Annotated in this window: 18 protein-coding genes and 1 pseudogene; 7 read left to right on the plus strand and 12 right to left on the minus strand. The window is 62.3% G+C overall.

Annotated elements, in window-relative coordinates:
• Positions 1–286: 286 nt before the first annotated feature.
• The 3 genes from ACUN9V_RS11170 to ACUN9V_RS11180 form a co-directional block, all read right to left on the minus strand.
• Positions 287–661, minus strand: coding sequence for a hypothetical protein (locus tag ACUN9V_RS11170; protein ID WP_139313578.1), 375 nt, complete (start codon positions 659–661; stop codon positions 287–289).
• Positions 662–896: 235 nt separating this feature from the next.
• Positions 897–1,268, minus strand: a complete 372-nt coding sequence (locus ACUN9V_RS11175) for a hypothetical protein (RefSeq protein ID WP_445511431.1) — start codon at positions 1,266–1,268, stop codon at positions 897–899.
• 235 nt (positions 1,269–1,503) lie between these two features.
• Complete coding sequence (locus ACUN9V_RS11180) at positions 1,504–1,875, minus strand: hypothetical protein (RefSeq protein ID WP_075561935.1); 372 nt, start codon at positions 1,873–1,875, stop codon at positions 1,504–1,506.
• Between the two features lie 311 nt (positions 1,876–2,186).
• On the opposite strand from ACUN9V_RS11180, the gene ACUN9V_RS11185 reads away from it, so the two are divergent.
• Complete coding sequence (locus ACUN9V_RS11185) at positions 2,187–2,882, plus strand: CvfB family protein (RefSeq protein ID WP_439302688.1); 696 nt, start codon at positions 2,187–2,189, stop codon at positions 2,880–2,882.
• A 10-nt stretch (positions 2,883–2,892) separates the two neighbouring features.
• Here the strand turns inward: ACUN9V_RS11185 and otnI are convergent, their stop codons facing one another.
• Genes otnI through ACUN9V_RS11210 form a run of 5 tightly spaced genes read right to left on the minus strand, consistent with a single transcriptional unit; the run spans position 2,893 to position 7,544 of the window.
• Complete coding sequence (gene otnI, locus ACUN9V_RS11190) at positions 2,893–3,720, minus strand: 2-oxo-tetronate isomerase (RefSeq protein WP_445511432.1); 828 nt, start codon at positions 3,718–3,720, stop codon at positions 2,893–2,895.
• A 58-nt stretch (positions 3,721–3,778) separates the two neighbouring features.
• A complete protein-coding gene (gene otnC / locus ACUN9V_RS11195; RefSeq protein ID WP_445511433.1) occupies positions 3,779–4,444 on the minus strand; it encodes a 3-oxo-tetronate 4-phosphate decarboxylase in 666 nt (221 codons plus the stop codon).
• Positions 4,441–5,733 carry a 3-oxo-tetronate kinase gene (otnK, locus tag ACUN9V_RS11200; protein ID WP_445511434.1) on the minus strand — a complete coding sequence of 431 codons (1,293 nt, stop codon included), beginning with the start codon at positions 5,731–5,733 and terminating at the stop codon, positions 4,441–4,443. Before otnK ends, otnC begins: the two co-directional genes overlap by 4 nt.
• Before the next feature lie 45 nt (positions 5,734–5,778).
• A complete protein-coding gene (gene ltnD, locus ACUN9V_RS11205) occupies positions 5,779–6,735 on the minus strand; it encodes an L-threonate dehydrogenase (protein WP_445511435.1) in 957 nt (318 codons plus the stop codon).
• Entirely contained in the window at positions 6,732–7,544 is an 813-nt protein-coding gene (locus ACUN9V_RS11210; RefSeq protein WP_445511436.1) for a FadR/GntR family transcriptional regulator, read from the minus strand. Before ACUN9V_RS11210 ends, ltnD begins: the two co-directional genes overlap by 4 nt.
• Positions 7,545–7,766: 222 nt before the next feature.
• Here ACUN9V_RS11210 and denD point away from each other — a divergent pair, with 222 nt between their 5' ends.
• The 3 genes from denD to ACUN9V_RS11225 all read left to right on the plus strand — a co-directional run bounded on the left by denD (position 7,767) and on the right by ACUN9V_RS11225 (position 11,683).
• Positions 7,767–8,726, plus strand: coding sequence for a D-erythronate dehydrogenase (gene denD, locus ACUN9V_RS11215; protein ID WP_445511437.1), 960 nt, complete (start codon positions 7,767–7,769; stop codon positions 8,724–8,726).
• Between the two features lie 367 nt (positions 8,727–9,093).
• Positions 9,094–10,470: a GntP family permease gene (locus tag ACUN9V_RS11220; protein ID WP_445511438.1), complete on the plus strand. Its 1,377-nt coding sequence runs from the start codon at positions 9,094–9,096 to the stop codon at positions 10,468–10,470.
• 76 nt (positions 10,471–10,546) lie between these two features.
• Positions 10,547–11,683, plus strand: coding sequence for an L-rhamnonate dehydratase (locus tag ACUN9V_RS11225; protein WP_445511439.1), 1,137 nt, complete (start codon positions 10,547–10,549; stop codon positions 11,681–11,683).
• Positions 11,684–11,755: 72 nt separating this feature from the next.
• Here ACUN9V_RS11225 and ACUN9V_RS11230 read toward each other — a convergent pair whose 3' ends face one another.
• From ACUN9V_RS11230 to ACUN9V_RS11240, 3 genes are all read right to left on the minus strand, one after another.
• Positions 11,756–12,295, minus strand: a complete 540-nt coding sequence (locus ACUN9V_RS11230) for a cytochrome b (RefSeq protein ID WP_445511440.1) — start codon at positions 12,293–12,295, stop codon at positions 11,756–11,758.
• A gap of 148 nt (positions 12,296–12,443) precedes the next feature.
• Positions 12,444–13,370 carry a MalM family protein gene (locus ACUN9V_RS11235; protein ID WP_445511441.1) on the minus strand — a complete coding sequence of 309 codons (927 nt, stop codon included), beginning with the start codon at positions 13,368–13,370 and terminating at the stop codon, positions 12,444–12,446.
• A 100-nt stretch (positions 13,371–13,470) separates the two neighbouring features.
• A complete protein-coding gene (locus ACUN9V_RS11240) occupies positions 13,471–14,832 on the minus strand; it encodes a maltoporin (protein WP_445511442.1) in 1,362 nt (453 codons plus the stop codon).
• Positions 14,833–16,039: 1,207 nt separating this feature from the next.
• Between ACUN9V_RS11240 and ACUN9V_RS11245 the strand changes: the two genes are divergently transcribed.
• From ACUN9V_RS11245 to ACUN9V_RS11255, 3 genes are all read left to right on the plus strand, one after another.
• Positions 16,040–16,735 (plus strand): VIT1/CCC1 transporter family protein, encoded by a 696-nt coding sequence (locus ACUN9V_RS11245; protein ID WP_445511443.1) that lies wholly within the window; start codon positions 16,040–16,042, stop codon positions 16,733–16,735.
• Positions 16,736–16,968: 233 nt separating this feature from the next.
• Positions 16,969–17,832, plus strand: a complete 864-nt coding sequence (locus ACUN9V_RS11250) for an SDR family oxidoreductase (RefSeq protein ID WP_445511444.1) — start codon at positions 16,969–16,971, stop codon at positions 17,830–17,832.
• A gap of 134 nt (positions 17,833–17,966) precedes the next feature.
• A complete protein-coding gene (locus ACUN9V_RS11255) occupies positions 17,967–19,229 on the plus strand; it encodes a D-mannose isomerase (RefSeq protein WP_445511445.1) in 1,263 nt (420 codons plus the stop codon).
• A gap of 10 nt (positions 19,230–19,239) precedes the next feature.
• Here the strand turns inward: ACUN9V_RS11255 and ACUN9V_RS11260 are convergent.
• Positions 19,240–19,740 (minus strand): annotated as a pseudogene (locus ACUN9V_RS11260) (GGDEF domain-containing protein); the annotation flags it as partial.
• Positions 19,741–19,830: the final 90 nt, after the last annotated feature.

Consider the following 19,830-nt stretch of genomic DNA (forward strand, 5'->3'; position numbering starts at 1 on the left):
TCGCCATCTCGCGAGAAAGACGATACGTGAGTTCCTTATAATACAGCCCCGATCGGCGATACCGATCGGGGCTGTGTCGTTAATCCTGGTGTCGTTCGGCTCGAGTGCCGTTCGGCCCCGGCCGAATTCTCTTGTGCTTTCGGTCTCGAACGAAGCCGCCCACCAGCAGAGAGTTCGAGGGCGAACAAGAGCCATGTGCTGAATGGATAATGTCACGATCCGCCGATAGCCGTGTATCTGCCACAAAAAAGGGCCCGCAGGCCCTCATTTTCCGTCAATCAGCAGCTTAGCTGTTGCTGGCAAAGTCCATCTCGACATTGCCGCGGTCGTTGCCGCCATTCTGTGTGGCATTCTGCAGCGCCTGGGCGGCGGCTTCACTCTGGCCTTGGCCGATCAGGGCGTTGTGGCTCGCCGGGATATTGGTAGCCAACTGAGTGGCATCGGCCACGTTCTCCAACGCTTGAATTGCAGACGCGCTATGACCACCGTTGACGGTATCGACGCTGTAGCGAGTCGGTAGCGCGTGATACTGCGCGGTCTGCTCGATATTGAGCGCTTCGCTTTGCTGGTCGAAGTGACGTTCGGTCACGAGGCTGTTGGCCTGGGCGATGGTGGGTAGAGCGACGGCAATGGCGATAGCGGCGAGAATGCGAGTTTTCATGGTGTTGCCTCCAATGATCATCTGTTTTGGTGTTGGGCTCTTGGCCTCAACCGGTGATGTCATTATTGATCTGTTAGCCGTCTAACAAAAATCGAATGGCGCGAAATAAACTATCGACAGGAATGATGGTGGTTGTAGCGTCTGAACCCATTCGTTTTTGCAGGATATAAAACCAAAAGGGAGCCGATGGCTCCCTTTTTGGTCTAGCGCTTTGACGGTGCCCGGAGGCGAAGACTTACAGGCTGGCGAAGTTCACTTCGACGTTGCCGTTGTCATTGCTGACGGTCTGCGTAGCGTTCTGCAGTGCCTGGGCGGCGGCGTCGCTCTGGCCTTGGCCGATCAAGCTGCTGTGGGACGCTTCGACGTCGGTTGCCAGCTGACTAGCGTTGGCGACCTGCTGCAGAGCCTGGTCCGCCGCGGCACTGTGGCCACCGTTGACGGTGTCGACGCTGTAGCGAGTCGGCAGCGCATGATACTGCGCGGTCTGCTCGATGCTGAGCGCTTCGCTCTGCTGGTCGAAGTGGCGCTGTTCAACGACGCTGTTGGCCTGAGCGACGGTGGGTAGAGCAACGGCGATGGCGATAGCGGCGAGAATGCGAGTTTTCATGGTGTTGCCTCCAATGATCATCTGTTTTGGTGTTGGGCTCTTGGCCTCAACCGGTGATGTCATTATCGGTCTGTTAGCCGTCTAACAAAAATCGAATGGCGCGAAATAAACTATCGACAAAAATGATGGTGGTTGTAGCACCTGAAATAGTTCATTTTTGCAGGATATAAAACCAAGAAGGGAGCCAATGGCTCCCTTGATGGTCTAGCGCTGTGATGGTGCCCGAAGGCAAGACTTACAGGCTGGCGAAGTTCACTTCGACGTTGCCCTTGTCATTGCTGACGGTCTGCGTGGCGTTCTGCAGCGCCTGGCCGGCAGCGGCGCTCTGGCCTTCACCGATCAGGGTGTTGCGAGACGGCTGCACGTCGGTGCCCAGCTGAGTGGACCCGGCCACGTTCTTCAGAGACTGATCGGCGGCATTGCTGTGGCCGCCATCGACGGTGTCGACGGTGTAGCGAGTCGGCAGCGCGTGATACTGCGCGGTCTGCTCGATGCTGAGCGCTTCGCTCTGCTGATCGAAGTGACGCTGTTCGACGACGCTGTTGGCCTGAGCGACGGTGGGCAGAGCGACGGCGATGGCGATAGCGGCGAGAATACGATTTTTCATGATGTTGCCTCCAATAATGTCTTTTTTAATGGCCTCTCGGCCTCAACCTGTGACGACATTATGGGAGCCAACTCTTTAGGCTGCTAATCACGCCTAGTGAATTCGACTATCGATGGGATTAATACGAAGGTCTAAGGTATGCGTTGCTGCTGAAGTGTAAACCTTCTTCCCGCGTGATGGGAGACTCGGCAAGAAAGGCCGGTTGCGCTCCGCCTCCGGTGGTCCATTCACTGCAGCGCGTTTTGCTCGTTTCCGTCGCTCACCCCATAATGGCGCCACCTCATTCACCGCTTGCCAGCTGAGAACGCCCTATGACCCGCACGCCTCGGGATGACACCCCCGCCGAATCGCCACGCGCTGCCGAGCCTCAGGTCAACGTGGGGGATGTCGCGTATCTACGGGTGACGCAGGTCACCGATATCGGTGCGTTCTTGAACTGGGGGCGACCCAAGGATCTGCTGCTGCCGTTCGGCGAGCAGCGCTTCCGCCCGGACGCGGGTAAGCGGGTGCTGGTGATGATCTATGTCGACGATCGCATGCGCCCGGTGGCGAGCATGAAGATCGACAAGTTCCTGCAGGACGAGTCGGAAGGCCTGAAGGCGGGCGATCGAGTGTCGCTGACCATCGCCGATCTCACCGACCTGGGCGCCAAGGCGGTGGTCAACAGTCGCTTCTGGGGGCTGCTGTATCACGACGACATGTCGCGCCCGCTACGCCGGGGGGATCGCATGGATGGCTATGTTCGCCGTGTGCGTGAAGACGCCCGTCTGGATCTGTCGCTGCTGCCGCCGGGGCAGGCGCGTCTGGACGTGGTCGGCGACAAGGTGTTGGCAGCGCTGAGTGCCAACGAAGGGTTCCTGGCCCTCGGTGACAAGAGCTCGGCCGACGCCATCAAGGCCCGGCTCGGCGTCAGCAAGAACGCCTTCAAGCAGGCCATCGGCCGACTCTACAAGCAGCGCCGGATCGTCATCGAAGACGACGGGATCCGGCTGATCGAGGGCGATTGATCCCCGCCTGTCAGCGCTGCTGCCAGGCGCGATACCACCCCAATCCTGCCTCCGTGTCACCGCGCGGCTTGTACTCGCAGCCGAGCCAGCCGGCATAGCCGTCGCGGTCGAGCTGTTCGAATAGCCACGGGTAGTTCACTTCGCCGCTATCCGGTTCGTGCCGCTCGGGCACGCCGGCGATCTGAATATGGCCCACGCCGTCGCGATAGCGCTGGTAGGTCTTCCAGATATCTCCATCCATGATCTGGGTGTGGTAGAAATCCATTTGCACTTTGACGTTGGGCTCGTTCAGCTCGGCAACGATCGCGTGGCCATCGGCCTGGTGGTTGAGAAAGTAGCCCGGCATGTCGCGAGTGTTGATCGGCTCGATCAGCAGCGTCAGGTTGTGCTCGGCGAGCTTTCGTGCGGCAAAGCGAAGATTTTCCAGATAAATCTGATGGTTACTGGAAAATGTTTCACGGGAAACATTTTCCGAGGTTGAGCCAGCTGCTGATTCCTGTACCGATTCGGAAATGAGACCGGCCATCGCGTGCAGGCGTGGGCAGTTCAACGCCTTGGCATAGCGAATGGCGGTATCAACGCTATTCCGGAACTCCGCTTCGCGCCTGGGCAGGGCTGCCAACCCGCGCTCCCCGGCAGCCCAGTCACCCGGCGGCAGATTGAACAGCACCTGCTCGAGCCCGTGGCGCTTGAGCTCGGCGGCGATCGCTTCGGGCTCGAAGTCGTACGGAAACAGGAATTCGACCCCCTCGAAGCCGTTGGCGGCGGCCTTGGCGAAGCGCTCCATGAACGGAACTTCGTTGAACATCATGCTGAGATTGGCAGCGAAACGCGGCATGGCCTGATTTCCTCAATGACCTTGTTAACAGTGGCGGTATAGGCAGATGAATGCGCGGCTACCACTGGGCCCCGAAGGCGTCGCGCAGTTCGTCGATCTCTTTCTCGTTCAGCGTGCGCACATCGTGCTGGCGCAGCAGCAGATAGAGCTTGGCGGTTTCTTCCAGCTCCTCGATGGCGTTGCGCGCCGCTTCCAGCGTCTTGCCGGCGACCACCGGGCCGTGATTGGCCAGCAGCACCGCGGCGTGATCCAAGGCGTAGTCGCGCACGGCATCACCCAGCGCCGCGTCACCGGGGCGGTAGTAGGGCACCAGCGGCAGACGGCCGACCCGCATCACGAAGTAGGGTGTGATCGGCGGCAGGCAGGAGTGTTCGTCGAGCCCGTTGAGACACGAGACCGCCGCCGAGTGCGTTGCGTGGAGGTGAATGATCCCGCCGGTATCCGGGCGCTGCTCGTAGAAGGCCCGATGCAGGAACGACTCCTTGGTTGGCGGCTTGCCGGCCAGCAGGTTGCCGTCCCAGTCGAGCTTGGAGATCTCCGCCGGATCGAGTGCGCCGAGGCTTGCGTTGGTCGGCGTCATCAGCCAGCCGTCTTCGAGCTTGGCGCTGATGTTGCCGGACGTCCCCGGCGCCATGCCCAGGTTGCGAAAAGAGCGGCCGATCTCGGCGATCTCTTCGCGCAGGCGGTTTTCGGTGGCGGATGTCGAGGTGTGGATCGCGGTCATGGCATCAGTTTCCAGGCTTTGGTCATGAAATCGGGGGCGCCGAAGTTGCCCGACTTGAGCGCCAGCGCCAGCGGTTCTTGGGTACCCAGGGTGGTCGTCCACGGCACGCCGGGGTCGATGCTGTCGCCGATCCGCAGCCCCTGAACGTCGAGCGCGCTGACCACGGCACCGGAGGTTTCGCCCCCGGCGACCAGCAGCCGGCGCACGCCGAGACGACCGACCAGCTTGGCGGCGATCTCGGCCATGGCGCGCTCGACCAGTTCGCCGGCCTGCTGCACGCCGAGCCGTTGTTGCGCCCGGCGCACTTCCTCCGGCGAGGCGCTGGCGTAGATCAGCACCGGGCCGGGCGCGTCGTGATTACCGGGATCGGCGTCGAAATGTGCCTCGGCATGCGCCAGCGCGGCATCGACGACGCCTTGATAGTCATCGTGCAGTGCCAGGGCATCGAGGTGGAAGTTCGGCATGTGCGCCCGGGCATGTTCGATCTGAGCCAGCGTGGCCCGCGAGCAGCTGCCGCTCAACACGGCTTCACGCCCGGCAACGGGCTCGAGTCGAGCCGCATCTTCGGTGTGGCCGAGGCGTTGGGCGACATTGGCCGGCAACCCCAGCGCCAGGCCGGAACCCGCCGTCACCAGCGGCAGATCGCGGCAGGCTCGCGCCAGTATGAACAGGTCGTCGTTATCGATGGCGTCGCAGATCGCGATGCCGATGCCTTCGGCCTTGAGCGCGTCGATGCGCGCGCTCAAGGCAGCGTCGCCCTGGCGCAGCGTGGCGTAGTCGATCAGTCCGACATTGCGCGTCGTCTGCGCGCCGAGCACGCGCACCAGGTTGGCATCGGTCATGGGCGTCAGCGGGTGATCCTGCATGCCGCTTTCGTTGAGCGGCACGCCGTTGGCGAACAGATAGCCGTTGAACACGCTGCGGCGGTTGGCCGGCAGCGCCGGGCAGGCGATGGTGAAGTCGGTGCCCAGTGCGTCCATCAACGCCTCGGTGACCGGGCCGATATTGCCCGCCGGCGTCGAATCGAAGGTGGAGCAGTACTTGAAGTAGAACTGCTCGCAGCCCTGTTCCCGCAGCCAGTCCAGCGCCTGAATCGACTGTTCGATGGCGTCTTCGGCAGGAATCGTGCGTGATTTCAGCGCCACCACCACCGCGTCCACGCCCGCTTCCAGCGGAGCCTCGGGGATGCCGATGGTCTGCAGCGTGCGCATGCCGGCGCTGACCAGCATGCTCGCCAGATCCGTGGCGCCGGTGAAGTCATCGGCGATACAGCCGAAGATGGGCCGCATGCTGGGCCGTCGCTCATCCGCTTTTGAAAGAGAGTTCGCCATCGCTCAAGCACCTCCGTGGTCATTGGGACCGCCATCGAAATCGAATCCGGCATCGTTGGCGGCCGTGCCGGGAAGCGTGATACCCGGATAGACCTTGACCACGGCGATGTCGTCTTCCCGACCGAGACCTTGCGCCGAGGCCAGCGTGAACTGGCTCAAGGCCTGGGCGGTAAGTGGCAGCGGGAATTTGTTGCGATGGGCGGTATCGTGGACGATGCCGAGATCCTTGACGAAGATGTCCACCGCCGAGTGCGGGGTGTAGTCGCCGGCCAGGATGTGCGGCACGCGATTCTCGAACATCCATGAATTGCCGGCGCTCTGGGTGATCACCTCGTACAGCGTTCGCGGATCGCAGCCGCCGCGAATGCCGTAGGCCATCGCCTCGGCGGCGGCGGCGATATGCACTCCGGCGAGCAGCTGGTTGACCAGCTTGACCTGCGAACCCTGACCCAGCCCGTCTCCCAGACGAAATACCTTGGCGGCGAGGGCGTCGAGCACGTTTTCGGCACGCTCGAACAAAGCCGCGGGGCCGGAAGCCATGATCGTCAGCTGACCGGCGGCGGCCTTGACCGAACCGCCCGAGATCGGCGCATCGAGCAGGTGAATATCGTGGGCCGCCAGATCGATGCCCAGCGCCTGCACGTCATCCGGCGCGCAGGTTGCACACGAGATGACCACGCTATCCGGCGCGAGCCCCGGGAGCAGCCCGCCGTCGCCGAACAGCACCGCTCGGGTCTGCTCGGCGTTGACCACTACGGTCAGCACGATCTCGACCTCGGCGGCCATCTCCGCCGGGGTGGCCACGGCATGGCCGCCGGCCTCGCCGAAGCTCGCCCGCGCTTCCTCGCGCAGGTCGCAGCCCCAGGTTTCGAAGCCGGCGTTCACCAGCGAGGTTGCCATGCCCATTCCCATCGAGCCCAGCCCGATGACCCCGACCCGTGGTCGTTGTGAAATGCTCATTGCGGGTTGTCTCCCGTGTGTTCTGTCGATTCCGATTCCGAGGGCGTGACGGCCACCGAGCTGCGCTGCGCTTCCACGCGCTCGAGCACGCTCTTGAGAAGGTCTGTAGGCGCCTGACGCAGGCGCGTTTCGGCATGTTCCAGATGAATGGCGGCGGCGCGAGCGGCGGCTTCGGCATCGCCAGCGGCAATGGCGTCGAGTATGGCCTGATGCTCGCCGACCACCTGCAGCATGAAGGTCTCGCGCAGTGACTCGTTGGTGCGCGTCACGCGGATCGCGTGATGCAGAAAGCGGTTGTAGAAATCGAGCACGGCGGTGAAATGCGTGTTGTTGGCCGCTTCGGCGATGGTGCGATGAAAGGCGAGATCCTGATCGACCCCGGAAAGCCCCGCTTCGACGGCTTCGTCGATATCCACCATCGCATTGCGAATTCGGCGCAGCTGAGAAGGCGTGCGCCGTTCGGCGGCCAGCCGCGCGGCTTCCACCTCCAGCGGTCGGCGCAGTTCCAGCACCTCGATCACCGACTGAATGTCGGGATCGGGAATCTCCAGGCGCAGCGACACCGTGGGAGATTCGGCAACGAAACTGCCGCTACCTCGGCGCGAGGTGACCAGGCCGCCGTTGCGCAGCATCGAGATTGCCTCGCGCACCACCGAGCGGCTGATGCCGTAACGCTCGCCCAGTGCCGCTTCGGTGGGCAGGCGCGCGCCGCGACCCCATTCGCCGGCCTGGATGGCATCGCTCAAACGCTGGGCCACCTGCTCGGAAAGCTGCGGGCCGCGTGACGGCTGTTCCTGGGTTTCACTCATGTGTTTTCACTCACGCTGAAAACGCCTTATGCGTTCGTCGAAGATCCGACTCGGCGGACGCCGCCATGATGGCGATTGGCGACGCTCTCCGACCAATGGCGGTATTGCCTGTGCGGCTAATTTGTCAGACAAGATGTTAAATCGCAAAGGTCAGCGCAATTCGCCTTTGGTCAATTGAGCGCCGTTCAGTGAATGAAGGCAGCGCCGCAAAGGAGCAACGCCATGCATGTGATCGTAACGGGAGGCGCCGGTTTTCTCGGGGCCAGACTGATCCAACAGCTGCTTGCGGGAGGGGCGTCGATCGAGGGGCAGGCCATCACGCGGGTGACATCGATCGACCTGGCGCCGTGCCCGGTGGGCGACGATCGGGTCGAGTCGCTCACCGGTGACGTCGCCGATCCGGCACTGATCGAGCAAGCGCTTGGCGACGACACCGGCGACGTCTGCCATCTGGCGGCGGTGGTGAGTTCTCAGGCGGAAGCCGATTTCGAGCTCGGCATGCGGGTCAATCTGGACGCCACGCGCACGCTGCTGGAAGCGTGCCGGGCCCATCCGAAGCGGCTGAAATTCCTGTTCGCCAGCTCGCTGGCGGTGTTCGGGCCTGGGCTCTCTCAGCCGGTGCCGGAGGCGATCGGCCCGCAGCCGCGCTCCTCCTATGGCGCGCAGAAGGCGATAGGCGAGCTGCTGGTCAACGACTACAGCCGGCGCGGCTTCGTCGATGGCCGTGTCTGTCGCCTGCCGACCATCGTGGTGCGCCCCGGCAAACCCAATCAGGCGGCCTCGTCGTTTGCCAGCTCGATCATTCGCGAGCCGCTTGCGGGCGTCGAGGCGATCTGCCCGGTGGATGCCGGCCTGCCGCTGTGGCTCTCCTCGCCCCGCGCCGTGGTGGCCAATCTGGTCCATGCGCTGGCGCTCGAGGGAGAGGCGCTGGGCGATTGGCGCACGCTCAACCTGCCCGGCATCACGGTGACGGTGAACGAGATGCTCGACGCGCTCGAGCGCCAGGCTGGCACCGCCGTCCGCGATCTCGTGCGCTTCGAGCCGGATGCCGGTATCGATGCCATCGTCGCTAGCTGGCCGGGCGGGCTGGCGGTGGAACGGCCGCTGAATCTCGGCTTTCAGGCCGACAGCGATTTCGACGCGATCATCCACGCCTATCTAGAGGACGAACTCGATAACTGATCCGTTCTCTGACAAGACGTGCCGGACCCGAATAGATCCGTTCCTTCAGCAGGCAACAACACTCAATAATGCCCACAAGGAGTTCATGCCATGACAGACGCCACTGTCGCTGGCCCATGGGGCCTGGTGTACCCATTCCCCACGAGCCGCGTTGCTGCTTCAAATACGTTCAGGCAAGGCGCGGGACGCAGACAATGGTTTGCCCTTATCCAGTCGCGCAACGCCGCATGAGCGTATTTGAAGCGCAACCCGAAGGGACTGGCCGATTTTCCCGTGATACGTCGTCGCTCGTATAACCCTTGGAACCACCAAGGCTGAAACTCGCTCCTGGTCTCACGGAAAAACCGGCTCAGTCGCGGCCGTGAAAATGGGTAGACCAGGCCCTTTCATCATCGGCCTGGGTATCGCCATCTTCGTGATGATCGCGCTGGTGCTGAGGACCCGCGTTCATGCGCTACTCGCCCTGGTCATCGCCGCGTCGATCGCCGGCCTAATCGGCGGCATGTCGCCCAATGCGGTAATCGATTCGATCACCACCGGCTTCGGCAAGACGCTTTCCACCATCGGTCTGGTCATCGGCTTCGGGGTGATGATGGGGAGGATTCTCGAGGTCTCCGGTGCCGGCCAGCGCATGGCCTATTCGATCCTCAAGCTGCTCGGTAAGGATCGCGAGGATTGGGCAATGGCGATTACCGGCTATATCGTCTCGATCCCGATCTTCTGCGACTCCGCCTACGTGATACTCAATCCGCTGGTGCGGGCACTGGCGCGCAACAGCGGGCGCTCGGTGCTCACGCTCGGCATCGCGCTGGCCTCGGGGCTGGCGGTCACCCATAGCGCGGTACCGCCAACGCCGGGGCCGCTGGGCGTCGCCGGTATCTTCGGTGTCGATATCGGCCTGATGATTGCCTGGGGCTTGGTCTTCACCGCGCCGGCGCTGATCGTGATGGTGCTTTACGCCCGTTTCATGGGGCCGCGTATCGAGGCGATGATCGAGCGTGACGTGCCGGGATCGCTGAAACGCGACACCGAAGACGATCCGCTTGCGGCGCACCTGGAGGAAAGCGAGCTACCGACGCTGTTCAAATCGGTGCTGCCGATCGGGCTGCCGATTTTGTTGATCTTCCTCAACACGCTGGTGACGGCGGTGGTGGGCGACAGTGATGCGCCGGGTATCGTCGTTCAGATCGTCCAGTTCATCGGTAACCCGGTGATCGCGGTGGGCATCGGCGTGCTGGTGGCGGTCTACGGTCTGGTGCCGAAGATGCCCAAGGATCAGGTCCTGGCGCATCTGGAAAAAGGCGTCGAAAGCGCCGGTATCATCCTGCTGGTGACCGGTGCCGGGGGCGCGCTGGGTGCCGTGCTGCGGGCCAGCGGTGCCGGTGACTACATCGGCGAGAGCATTGCCGGACTGGCGCTGCCGGCGGTGCTGATCCCGTTCATCATCGCCACGCTGGTGCGCTTCGTGCAGGGCAGCGGCACGGTCTCGATGATTACCGGCGCGTCGATCTCAGCGCCGATCCTGGCCTCGATGCCGGACGTCAACATGGTGCTGGCGGCTCAGGCGGCGTGTCTCGGCGGGCTATTCTTCAGCTACTTCAACGACAGCTACTTCTGGGTCGTCAATCGCCTGCTCGGGGTCAAGACCGCCAAGCATCAGCTATTGGTGCTATCGGTGCCGACGACGTTGGGCTGGGCCACCGGGCTGGTGGCGCTGCTGATCGCCAACGCCTTCGTGGGTTGAGGGAAAAAGGCCAACGACATCCCCTGAACAGGAGTCATGCAATGAAAATCACTCGAGTCCGCGCCCGCGTATTCGAATGGAAGGGCGAGACGGTGGCGCCCAAAGCGCATTTCTGCACCAACGCCATGGAGCGCTGTGGGATCGCGGCGATGCGATGCAGAGCTTTCGCTTCCACGGCTGGGCGGTGATCGAGATCGAAACCGACAGCGGTCTGGTCGGGCTCGGCAACGTGGCGCTGGCCCCTAGGGTCGCCAAGACAATCGTCGATCAGCATCTGGCGCCGCTGATCGTGGGCCAGGATCCGTTCGACTACGAATACCTTTGGCAACGCATGTACCGCGCCACGCTGGCCTGGGGCCGGCGCGGCATCGGCATGGCGGCGATCTCCGGTGTCGATATCGCGCTCTGGGATCTGATGGGCAAGGCGCTCGACAAGCCGGTGTTCAAGCTGCTCGGCGGGCGCACCAAGGAGAAGATCCCGTGCTACGCCTCCAAGCTCTACCATGACGATCTCGACGTCATGCAGGCCGAGGCGCAGGGCTATCTCGATCAGGGGTTCCAGGCGATGAAGATGCGTTTCGGCTATGGGCCCAAGGACGGGCCGAAAGGCATGCGCGAGAACCTCAAGAGCGTCGCGGCGGTGCGGGAGGTGATCGGCGAGGATATCGACCTGATGGCCGACTGCTACATGGGCTGGAATCTCGACTACGCCCGCCGCATGTTGCCCAGGCTGGCGCCGTTCGAGCTGCGCTGGCTGGAGGAGCCGGTCATCGCAGACGATATCGACGGATACGCCGAGCTCAACCGCATCGCGCCGATGCCGATTTCCGGCGGCGAGCACGAGTTCACCGTGCACGGTTTCCGTCAGTTGCTGGAGAAGCGTGCGGTTTCTGTGATCCAGTACGACACCAACCGGGTAGGCGGCATCACCGTGGCGCGCAAGATCAACGCCATGGCGGAAGCGTTCGAGGTGCCGGTGGTCCCGCATGCCGGGCAGATGCACAACTACCATCTGACGATGTCGTCGTTGGCATCACCGATGTCGGAGTTCTTCCCGGTGAATGATGTCGAGATCGGCAACGAGCTTTTTTACTACCTGTTCGAAGGCGACCCTGAGCCGGTCGAGGGACATCTCGACCTTGCCGACGACGTGCCGGGGTTAGGTCTTTCCCTCAACGAGCGTTATCTCGACGGTTTTCATATCCTCGAGTGATTCGCTACGGCGGCGCGAGGGCTTTCGCGCCGCCCATCACTCGATCACATCACGTCACTGCACCCTATCACTTCACCACATCCGCTTGAGCAGGTTGTCCCTGCGCATGAACTGATGCCAGACCACCGCGGCGATATGCAAGCCGATCACGTAGTAGAACACCGTTCCCAGCGTCTTGTGGATCGATTCCAGCGAGTGGCCCACATGCGGCAACACGCCGAAGGGCGAAGGGACCGCCAGCGACGTACCGGGGATCGGGATAGCGCCTTCACTTAGCCATACTGTCGAGATGCCCAGCAGCGGCTGCGCGAACAGAAACACGTAGAGCGCCCAGTGGGTGATGCGCGACAGCAGTTCGAGCTTCGGGTGCAGTGGCGGCGAAACGGGTGGCGGAGAATTCCGGAGGCGTTCGAGCAATCGGGGGATCGCCAACAGGAGCACGCCGATACCCGCCCAGAAATGGCTCTGGAGCAGAGAAGCCGGTATGCCGGTATCGCGCGGGAAGAGATCCGTCGACAGGATGAGCGTGTAGGCCAGTACGACCAGCGCGGCAACCGTCCAGTGAAAGTGACGGGCTTTTGCCGAATATCGGTTGGTGGGCGTGATGCTCACGACATGTGACCTCTGATGGACGAGCCAGCATCCATCCTAGACGGCTTCAGCTTAGGGCTGACTTAAGCCTGCGGCTCGCGCACCGCCTTCAAGCGCATCCGCCGTGGTGCGTCCTGCAGCACCACGGCGTGAGGCCATCATGAACCTGTCAGGGCTTTTTGGCCTGCAGGCGTTCAGCCAGCCAGGCGCGGGTGCCGGGATGGCCGCTGCGCTCGGCCCGTTCGGCAAGGTCCAGCGCGAGTTCGACGTCGCCGGCCTTGAGCGCAGCGTCGATCATGCGGCGGTAATCGAAATCCGGCGCATTGGTCGTTGTGGTCGGAGCCGTCGCTGTGGCCGGCGCGGCCGCGCTGGGCTGCGGGCGGGAGCCGGACGTCTGAGGCATCTGCGCGGGGTTGCTGCCAAGCAGTGGCGCCATGCCGGTGTCGCGAGTCAGCGAGGCGATCTCGAGCGACACTTCGCCAGTCGCGGCGTGCGTGGCGCGAGGGTCCGGGCCGGCAGGTTCGGCGAGACCTCTCACCCGGGCGTAGGCTTTCTCTTCCGACTCGTAGGGCGTCGATGCCTGGCGATCTTCAGTACTGGTATAGATGACGACGTACTGGGCATCCGCCCCCGGCGTCAAACTGAATTCTCCCCCCAGGCGCGCGGCAGTAAAGCCGGTGGGACGACGGACCCTAAGTGAATCGCTCGATACTTTTCTGACCGGCTGGAAGTTCGCGTCGAGCACCAGGATCGTCGGTGCGAAGACCTGGCCGTCGCGAATCGAGCTGGAGACGCTCAAGGCTATCGGCCCGTTGTTCCGGGGTAGCTCGAAGGCCTGGAAGAAACTTTTGCCATCGCCGAAATCATGAGCCGGGGACTGCGGCGTGAAGTTCAGCGTCAACGTCTCCTGCGCCGTGATGGGCCGGTACGGCAAACTGGCGAGAGAACTGCAACAGTCCGTCGTGCGCGCCAGGGCCTGCTGCCCTTCCTGCGCCGGGAGGGTCGGAGAGTGGGGAGCCATCAGCGGTGTGCTACACCCCGCCAGGGCGATGAGTATCGTGCTCAACGGCACGATCAGTCGATACGAACGCAACATTCGGCAACTCCTGCTGGAGACGAAAACGGCTCCGGGGCAGTAAGCCGCCGGAGCCCAAAGGATCGAAACAGCGCGAGCATGGCTCTCGCGATTGTGGGGATCAGCTACCCCACCACACCTCCATCTGCGCACCGAAGGTCAGGCCATTGTTGTCGTCGATGTCGACGTTGTTGGGACCGGCGGTGGTGTCGAGCGAGTCGGCTTGACGGGCATCGGTGTAGGCATCGCCATTCCACTGGGCGTAAGTGGCGAACAGGCGGATGGTCGGGCGAATCATCGCACCGCGTCCGGCTGACCACTGCTGAGCGAGGGTCAGCTTGGTCAGATGGTGATCACCGCTGTCATAGCCGTTCACGCCACCCTGCGGCTCGATATGGTCATAGCCCAGCTCGACCGCCGTGCTCATGATGTCGCTCCAGTAGTAGACCGGGCGGACACCGGCTGAGAACCACTTGCGGCCGGTGTTGTCGTCCATGTCCTTGTCCTCGTAAATGAGGGCGTAGAGCATGTCGAGCTTGTCCGGCGCCAGCCAGATCTGGCCGCTGTCGAGCACGCGCCACATGCTGCCTTCCTGGCGCAGCGCACCGCTACCACGACCCACCGCGTTGCCATCGCGGGTGATGATGCCGTCGGTGGCGTACTGGACCGCGAAGGTATTGCTGCCGCCGAACCAGCCGCTCTGGGTGTGCTCGATGGTGCCCATCCAGCCCTTGTCACCGTCGTCGTAATCGACGCCCTGATCGTCGTAATAGTCTTTCTGCCAATCGGACAGCGAGGAACGGCCATAGTCGACGCCGAGCTCCAGCGAGCCGCCGGGATTGACGGGAATGTCGCTCCAGCGCGCATCGATCGTGTCATCGGAGATCTGCTGGCCGGAATCGGGGAACAGGCCGTCGCCGTCATCGCTGCCGGAGCTGCGTGTCCAGGCGAAGCTCAGCTTGCCGGTGCCGACATCGATATCCGAGATCCCCACACCAGGACCGGAAACGTCCCAGTAGTAGAAGTCGTTCATGTGGATATCATGGCGCTTGTAGAAGCGCTTACCGGCCCAGAGTGAGGCGCCGGGTAGCCCGCTGACGACGTTGGTGCCCGAGACGTACATCTCCCTCAGGGCGATATTGTTGTCATCGTCCTTGAGCGACTCGTCATCGTTGTCCTGCGCGGTGACATAGGCAACGCGGCTGGCGAAGTCGAACGTCGTATCCTGTTGCTGGTAAAGCTGTGCGCCCAGCCCTATCTCAGCATAGGTCTCGCATTCGTTACCCAGGCGGTACTTGGCCGGCGCGCCCGCCGACTTGAAGCAGGTCTGGCTGCCGCCGCCGGAGGTCGAACCGATGCCAGAACGGGCGTAGCCGAAAAAGTTGGGATTGATATCGGCATGAGCCAGGGCCGGCATGACGCAGGAAGCGCCGATGACGGCGGCGAGGAGCGGCCGGCGTAGCACGGATTGTGAGGCAATCATTATGGGTGTCCCTCGTGGTCTTGTCGTTGATTGCTATCGTTATTGCTGTCGTTGATTGCTGTCGTTGATTGCTGTTTTTGGCAGCCGTATGGATCATTCGGCTACGCAAGGCGCTCTGGAAGAAACCTGCCGCCGGTGTGTCCATGACACGCGAGAGGCTCTGCCAAAGCGTCATGCTCGGCGTACTCACATCTTGATAGATACCCGAAAGGGATATGAGTGAATCCGGTTTTTATCAGTTATCGATGTGGCGATGTTGCGTTCCCTTGTTACCTGTTGCTGCATTGGCCGCTCGTGAATTGAACATCCGCAGCCGGCTTTTTCTTGAAAATAGCTTGGCGATAATGTCGCGCTGAACACTTATTCGTTCGCTGAAACAGTGCCAGATTCATTGGGAGCCTGAGTTCGTAATCCGCATTCACTGACGCTATGCAACCCGGTGCTGCCAATAATGTGTTCGCTTCGACACCTCGCCAGGCGTGAGTCGTTGTTTTTGATCACCGGCGATGGGCGCCATTATTTCGATTAATTCGTAAACTTTCATTGTAACCATGGTCTAGTTAGACAAAGGTCTGAACTAACTCCGGTATTACTCTTCAAAATCGCATTTTTTACAATGACCTATGAAGATTTACTCTGCTGTGTAAGCTTTGTCCTACATACCAAAGTATTAAATATTACTAGCTGTCAGCTGTGATAAAGGCGGCGCTCTTTTTGACGGTGATCAGGACACGGCGATTCGGGTTTTTAAAAAATGCTGTTGTCGGCAATGAGATAAAGGGGCCGGCTCGGGACCAGGATACTAATGCGCAGATAAACAGTTTTTGCCATATTGACGGTGGCTCTCATGCGCATGACCGCTGATGTGCCGGGCCGAATAAGCAGCGATAAGCTGGCTGGATCCCCGCAATACAGGAGATCCAAAGGTCGATGCCGTGCCGGGTGATTAGCGCAGTGCCTACTGATCAGGTAACGCACAGCGGTCATCGCGATGCACCGGGGTTAGAGAGACGCCCCTCGATCCATTGGCTTGGCCTAAGCTTCAGAGGCAGGGTGGCGATTCGAGGATCGAGTCAGCGCGGAGAACCAGGGAAGCGCGAGGATGGGAAACCGAAATGAAGCACTGAGAAGAGCAGATGCCAAGCCAGCAGATGACGAGAGGAGTGACGAGAGACTCATGAGACCGGAGCGGGGACACGAGCCAGGCATGTCCATACCCAAGGAGCGTCACTATTCTGATCGTGTGGGTTGGCTGCGGGCGGCGGTGCTGGGCGCCAACGATGGTATCGTCTCCATTGCCAGCCTGATCATCGGCATGGCGGCGGCGGGCGCGACGCTGGCCGGCGTGTTGACCGCGGGCGCCGCCGGGGCGGTCGCCGGGGCGATGTCGATGGCGGCGGGAGAGTACGTCTCGGTCAGCTCGCAGAAGGATACCGAGCATGCCGATCTGGCGCGCGAAAGGCGTGAGCTGGACGCCAACTACGAGTTCGAAACCCGTGAGCTGGCGGAAATCTACGAGGCGCGAGGCTTGTCCACCGCGCTGGCGCATGAAGTGGCCGAGAAGCTGATGCATCACGACGCCCTGGCCGCGCACGCCCGTGACGAGCTGGGCTTCAGCACGATCAACGCGGCACGTCCGATGCAGGCGGCGCTGACGTCGGCACTGACCTTTCTCGCCGGCGCGGGGTTGCCGATCATCGCTTCGCTGATGGCGCCACGGCACGCCATTTCGGTGGTCGTTGCCGCCGGTTCGTTGGTGGCGCTCGGCCTGCTGGGGATACTGTCGGCGAAAGTCGGTGGTTCGCGCCCGCGGGTGGCCGTGGTGCGGGTCACTGTATGGGGGTTGATGGCCATGGCTGCAACGGCTGCGGTCGGCTGGTCCTTTGGTGTGGCCGGGACCTGATCGGGCACGCCTCGGCTGTCTCGAGCCAGGCTTGCAGGGGGCCGGCCGGCCACGACTTGCCGAGCTCGTACCCTTCAACTAAGACTGTTATTCATCGGTGGACAAGCCATTGGCAGGCGAGCCATCTGCACCAAGTCGGCCTGAACGAGTGACGTCTGCTTTACGGCTGACTCGATTCAGTTCGTTTGCCTTGTCCAGTGCACAACCCAACCCGAGCCAAGGAGCGGCCAACGATGGTCAAGAAAACCGAAATCCATGCGCAGCAACAGTCGCTACCCGGTAAAGAAGGCCTGATGCAGCCGCCAGCGGAATTCATTCGCCCCGGCTATCGCGGTAGCGGCAAGCTCGAAAACAAGATCGCGCTGATTACCGGCGCCGATAGCGGTATCGGCCGTTCTGCAGCCATTCATTTCGCCCGCGAAGGTGCCGATGTCGCGGTCATGTATCTCAGCGAAGACGATGATGCCAAGGAAACGCAGCGCCTGATCGAGGCGGAAGGACGCCGGTGTCTGCTGATCGCCGGTGACATCCGCGATGCCGCGTTTTGCCGCTCTGCGCTCGAACGTGTCGTCGAGACCTTCGGCGGGCTCAATATTCTGGTCAATAACGCCGGCACGCAGCAGGTGTGTAACGATCTCACCGAGCTCGACGACGAACAGTGGCGCGAGACGTTCGCCACCAACATGCATGGCATGTTCTATCTCACCAAGGCCGCGCTTCCTCATCTGGGCGAAGATGACGCGATCATCAATACGACCTCGGTCAACGCCTATATCGGGCCCGATTTTCTGGTGGATTACACGGCGACCAAGGGGGCGATCGTCAGCTTTACCCGGTCGCTGTCGAATCAGGTCGTGGGACGTGGCATTCGCGTCAATGCGATCGCGCCGGGACCGGTATGGACACCGCTACAGCCCGCCACGCTAGGCGCCCACGACCCGCAGATGCTCGAGGATTTCGGCTCCGATACCCCGATGGGGCGCGCCGCGCAGCCGTCCGAGCTGGGGCCGTGCTACGTCTTCTTGGCCTCGCTGGATTCGTCCTTCATCAGCGGTCAGACGATTCACCCCAACGGCGGGGTGGTGGTCAATGGGTGATCTCTCCCGGGTAGCAGCGGCGAAGGTGGAATGGACATTTACGTCACGGGCGGGGTGAATAGGCGCACGATCCATACGGTTCCTCGTTGAGGATATCGTCGACAGACGACAGGGCTGAGGAGGCTCGAGAAAGCATGCCAGGTACGACTTCCAATTTGCCGCCACGCCAGGACAGCTGGCTGGATCGGCCGGCGCATCTTCATTGGCTGGAAAGTGAAGGCCAGCGTCTGCTGGCGTTCTATCGCGCTTCGCGCCATCCCGAGTGTGGTTTCGCCGCGCTCGATGAAGATGGCCGACTGCCCGGTGATGCCAACCCCGACACCATGATTACCGCCCGCATGACGCACTGTTTCGCGCTGGCAGCGATGCGCGGCGAGCCGGGTATGGCGCCATTGGTGGCGCACGGCGTCGCAGCGCTGAAGGGCGATCTGCGGGATAGCGAGCATGGCGGCTGGTACGGCGAGCGGCCCAAGTCGGGTGAAACGCAGACCAAGCAGGCCTATATCCACGCGTTCGTGGCACTCGCGGCCGCCAGCGCCTGGCAGGCAGGTGACGAAGAGGCCAAGCCGCTGCTCGACGACATCGTCGACGTGATCGAAACCCGGTTCTGGGCGGAAGACGAAGGGCGCATGCGCGAGGGGTTCTCGCGTGACTGGCGCGAAGACGAAGCGTATCGCGGCGGCAACAGCAACATGCACGCCACCGAAGCCTTCCTGCAGCTGGCCGACGTTCTCGACGAGCCGAAATGGCGCAGGCGCGCGCTCTCCATCGTCGACAGGATCATCCACGCCCACGCCAGACCCAACGACTATCGCGTCGTCGAGCACTTCGACAGCGAGTGGAACGAGTGGCGCGGCTACAATCAGGATACCCCCAAGGATAAATTTCGCCCCTACGGCGCCACGCCGGGCCATGCCTTCGAGTGGTCGCGGCTGATGCTGCACCTTGAAGGCGGGCTGTTGCGCCATGGCGAAGAGACACCGGGCTGGTTGCTCGAGGATGCCCAAGGGCTTTTCCATAGCGCCATCAAATTGGCCTGGCACGTCGATGGCCAACCGGGCCTGGTCTATACCCACAACTGGGATAACCAGCCGGTAGTGCACGAGCGCATGCACTGGACGCTCGCCGAAGCCGCCGCGACCTCGGCGGCGCTGCTCAAGCGTACCGGCGACGCCACCTACGAAACCTGGTATCGCTGTTTCTGGGATTACATCGATCGTTTCCTGATCGATCGCGAACGCGGTAGCTGGTGGCAGGAGCTCGATCGCCACAATAACCCGTCCAGCGAAGTGTGGAGCGGCAAGGCGGATCTCTATCACGCCTATCAGGCAACGCTGCTGCCCCGTCTGCCGCTGTCACCGACCCTGGCCAGAGCGATCGCCGACGGCGCGTTGTAACGGGGCGCCGTCAGCTCGACATGAAGCGCGCGGGGGTCGATTTGTCCGCTCTCGCGCCGGTGGCCTTGGTCTGGTCCAGCACGCGCAGTTGATCCCGGCCGCCGCGTTTGGCCTCGTATAGCGTGGCGTCGCCATGATCGATCAGCGCGCCCAGATCATTCGGTGGCAGATCGAATACGCTGCCGCCGATGCTCAGCGTCACGGCCAGGGGGGTGACAACAGTCGTCGAGGCGACTGCATGAAAGCGAGCTCGCAGCTCCTCGCCCAGCCTCGTGGCGGTCTCGCGAGGGCTGTCGCTCAGCAGAATCGCGAATTCGTCGCCGCCCAGACGCGCCGCCAGGGCGCCTTCGGGCAGAATCTCTCGAATCAGTTCGCTCAACGTCACCAGCAGCCGATCCCCCGCCGCATGACCATGCAGGTCGTTGACCGGCTTGAAGTTGTCGATGTCGATCAGCAACAGTGCCCCCGGCCGATCATGGGAGATATGTCTCAAGAATCGCGGCGCTCGCGTCTCGAACGTCCTCTTAAGCCGAACCTGTCATGCCGGTCCGCATGTTCTCTGAGGTCGGATTCGCGGATACCCATGTCTTTTATGCGAATA

It is taken from the genome of Salinicola sp. V024, assembly GCF_052645315.1.

Excerpts from the sequence above, each read along its gene's own strand:
- ACUN9V_RS11170 (WP_139313578.1), bottom strand. The coding sequence starts at position 661 with ATGAAAACTCGCATTCTCGCCGCTATCGCCATTGCCGTCGCTCTACCC.
- ACUN9V_RS11175 (WP_445511431.1), bottom strand. The coding sequence starts at position 1,268 with ATGAAAACTCGCATTCTCGCCGCTATCGCCATCGCCGTTGCTCTACCC.
- ACUN9V_RS11180 (WP_075561935.1), bottom strand. The coding sequence starts at position 1,875 with ATGAAAAATCGTATTCTCGCCGCTATCGCCATCGCCGTCGCTCTGCCC.
- ACUN9V_RS11185 (WP_439302688.1), top strand. The coding sequence starts at position 2,187 with ATGACCCGCACGCCTCGGGATGACACCCCCGCCGAATCGCCACGCGCT.
- otnI (WP_445511432.1), bottom strand. The coding sequence starts at position 3,720 with ATGCCGCGTTTCGCTGCCAATCTCAGCATGATGTTCAACGAAGTTCCG.
- otnC (WP_445511433.1), bottom strand. The coding sequence starts at position 4,444 with ATGACCGCGATCCACACCTCGACATCCGCCACCGAAAACCGCCTGCGC.
- otnK (WP_445511434.1), bottom strand. The coding sequence starts at position 5,733 with ATGCGGCCCATCTTCGGCTGTATCGCCGATGACTTCACCGGCGCCACG.
- ltnD (WP_445511435.1), bottom strand. The coding sequence starts at position 6,735 with ATGAGCATTTCACAACGACCACGGGTCGGGGTCATCGGGCTGGGCTCG.
- ACUN9V_RS11210 (WP_445511436.1), bottom strand. The coding sequence starts at position 7,544 with ATGAGTGAAACCCAGGAACAGCCGTCACGCGGCCCGCAGCTTTCCGAG.
- denD (WP_445511437.1), top strand. The coding sequence starts at position 7,767 with ATGCATGTGATCGTAACGGGAGGCGCCGGTTTTCTCGGGGCCAGACTG.
- ACUN9V_RS11220 (WP_445511438.1), top strand. The coding sequence starts at position 9,094 with ATGGGTAGACCAGGCCCTTTCATCATCGGCCTGGGTATCGCCATCTTC.
- ACUN9V_RS11225 (WP_445511439.1), top strand. The coding sequence starts at position 10,547 with ATGGAAGGGCGAGACGGTGGCGCCCAAAGCGCATTTCTGCACCAACGC.
- ACUN9V_RS11235 (WP_445511441.1), bottom strand. The coding sequence starts at position 13,370 with ATGTTGCGTTCGTATCGACTGATCGTGCCGTTGAGCACGATACTCATC.
- ACUN9V_RS11240 (WP_445511442.1), bottom strand. The coding sequence starts at position 14,832 with ATGATTGCCTCACAATCCGTGCTACGCCGGCCGCTCCTCGCCGCCGTC.
- ACUN9V_RS11245 (WP_445511443.1), top strand. The coding sequence starts at position 16,040 with ATGTCCATACCCAAGGAGCGTCACTATTCTGATCGTGTGGGTTGGCTG.
- ACUN9V_RS11250 (WP_445511444.1), top strand. The coding sequence starts at position 16,969 with ATGGTCAAGAAAACCGAAATCCATGCGCAGCAACAGTCGCTACCCGGT.
- ACUN9V_RS11255 (WP_445511445.1), top strand. The coding sequence starts at position 17,967 with ATGCCAGGTACGACTTCCAATTTGCCGCCACGCCAGGACAGCTGGCTG.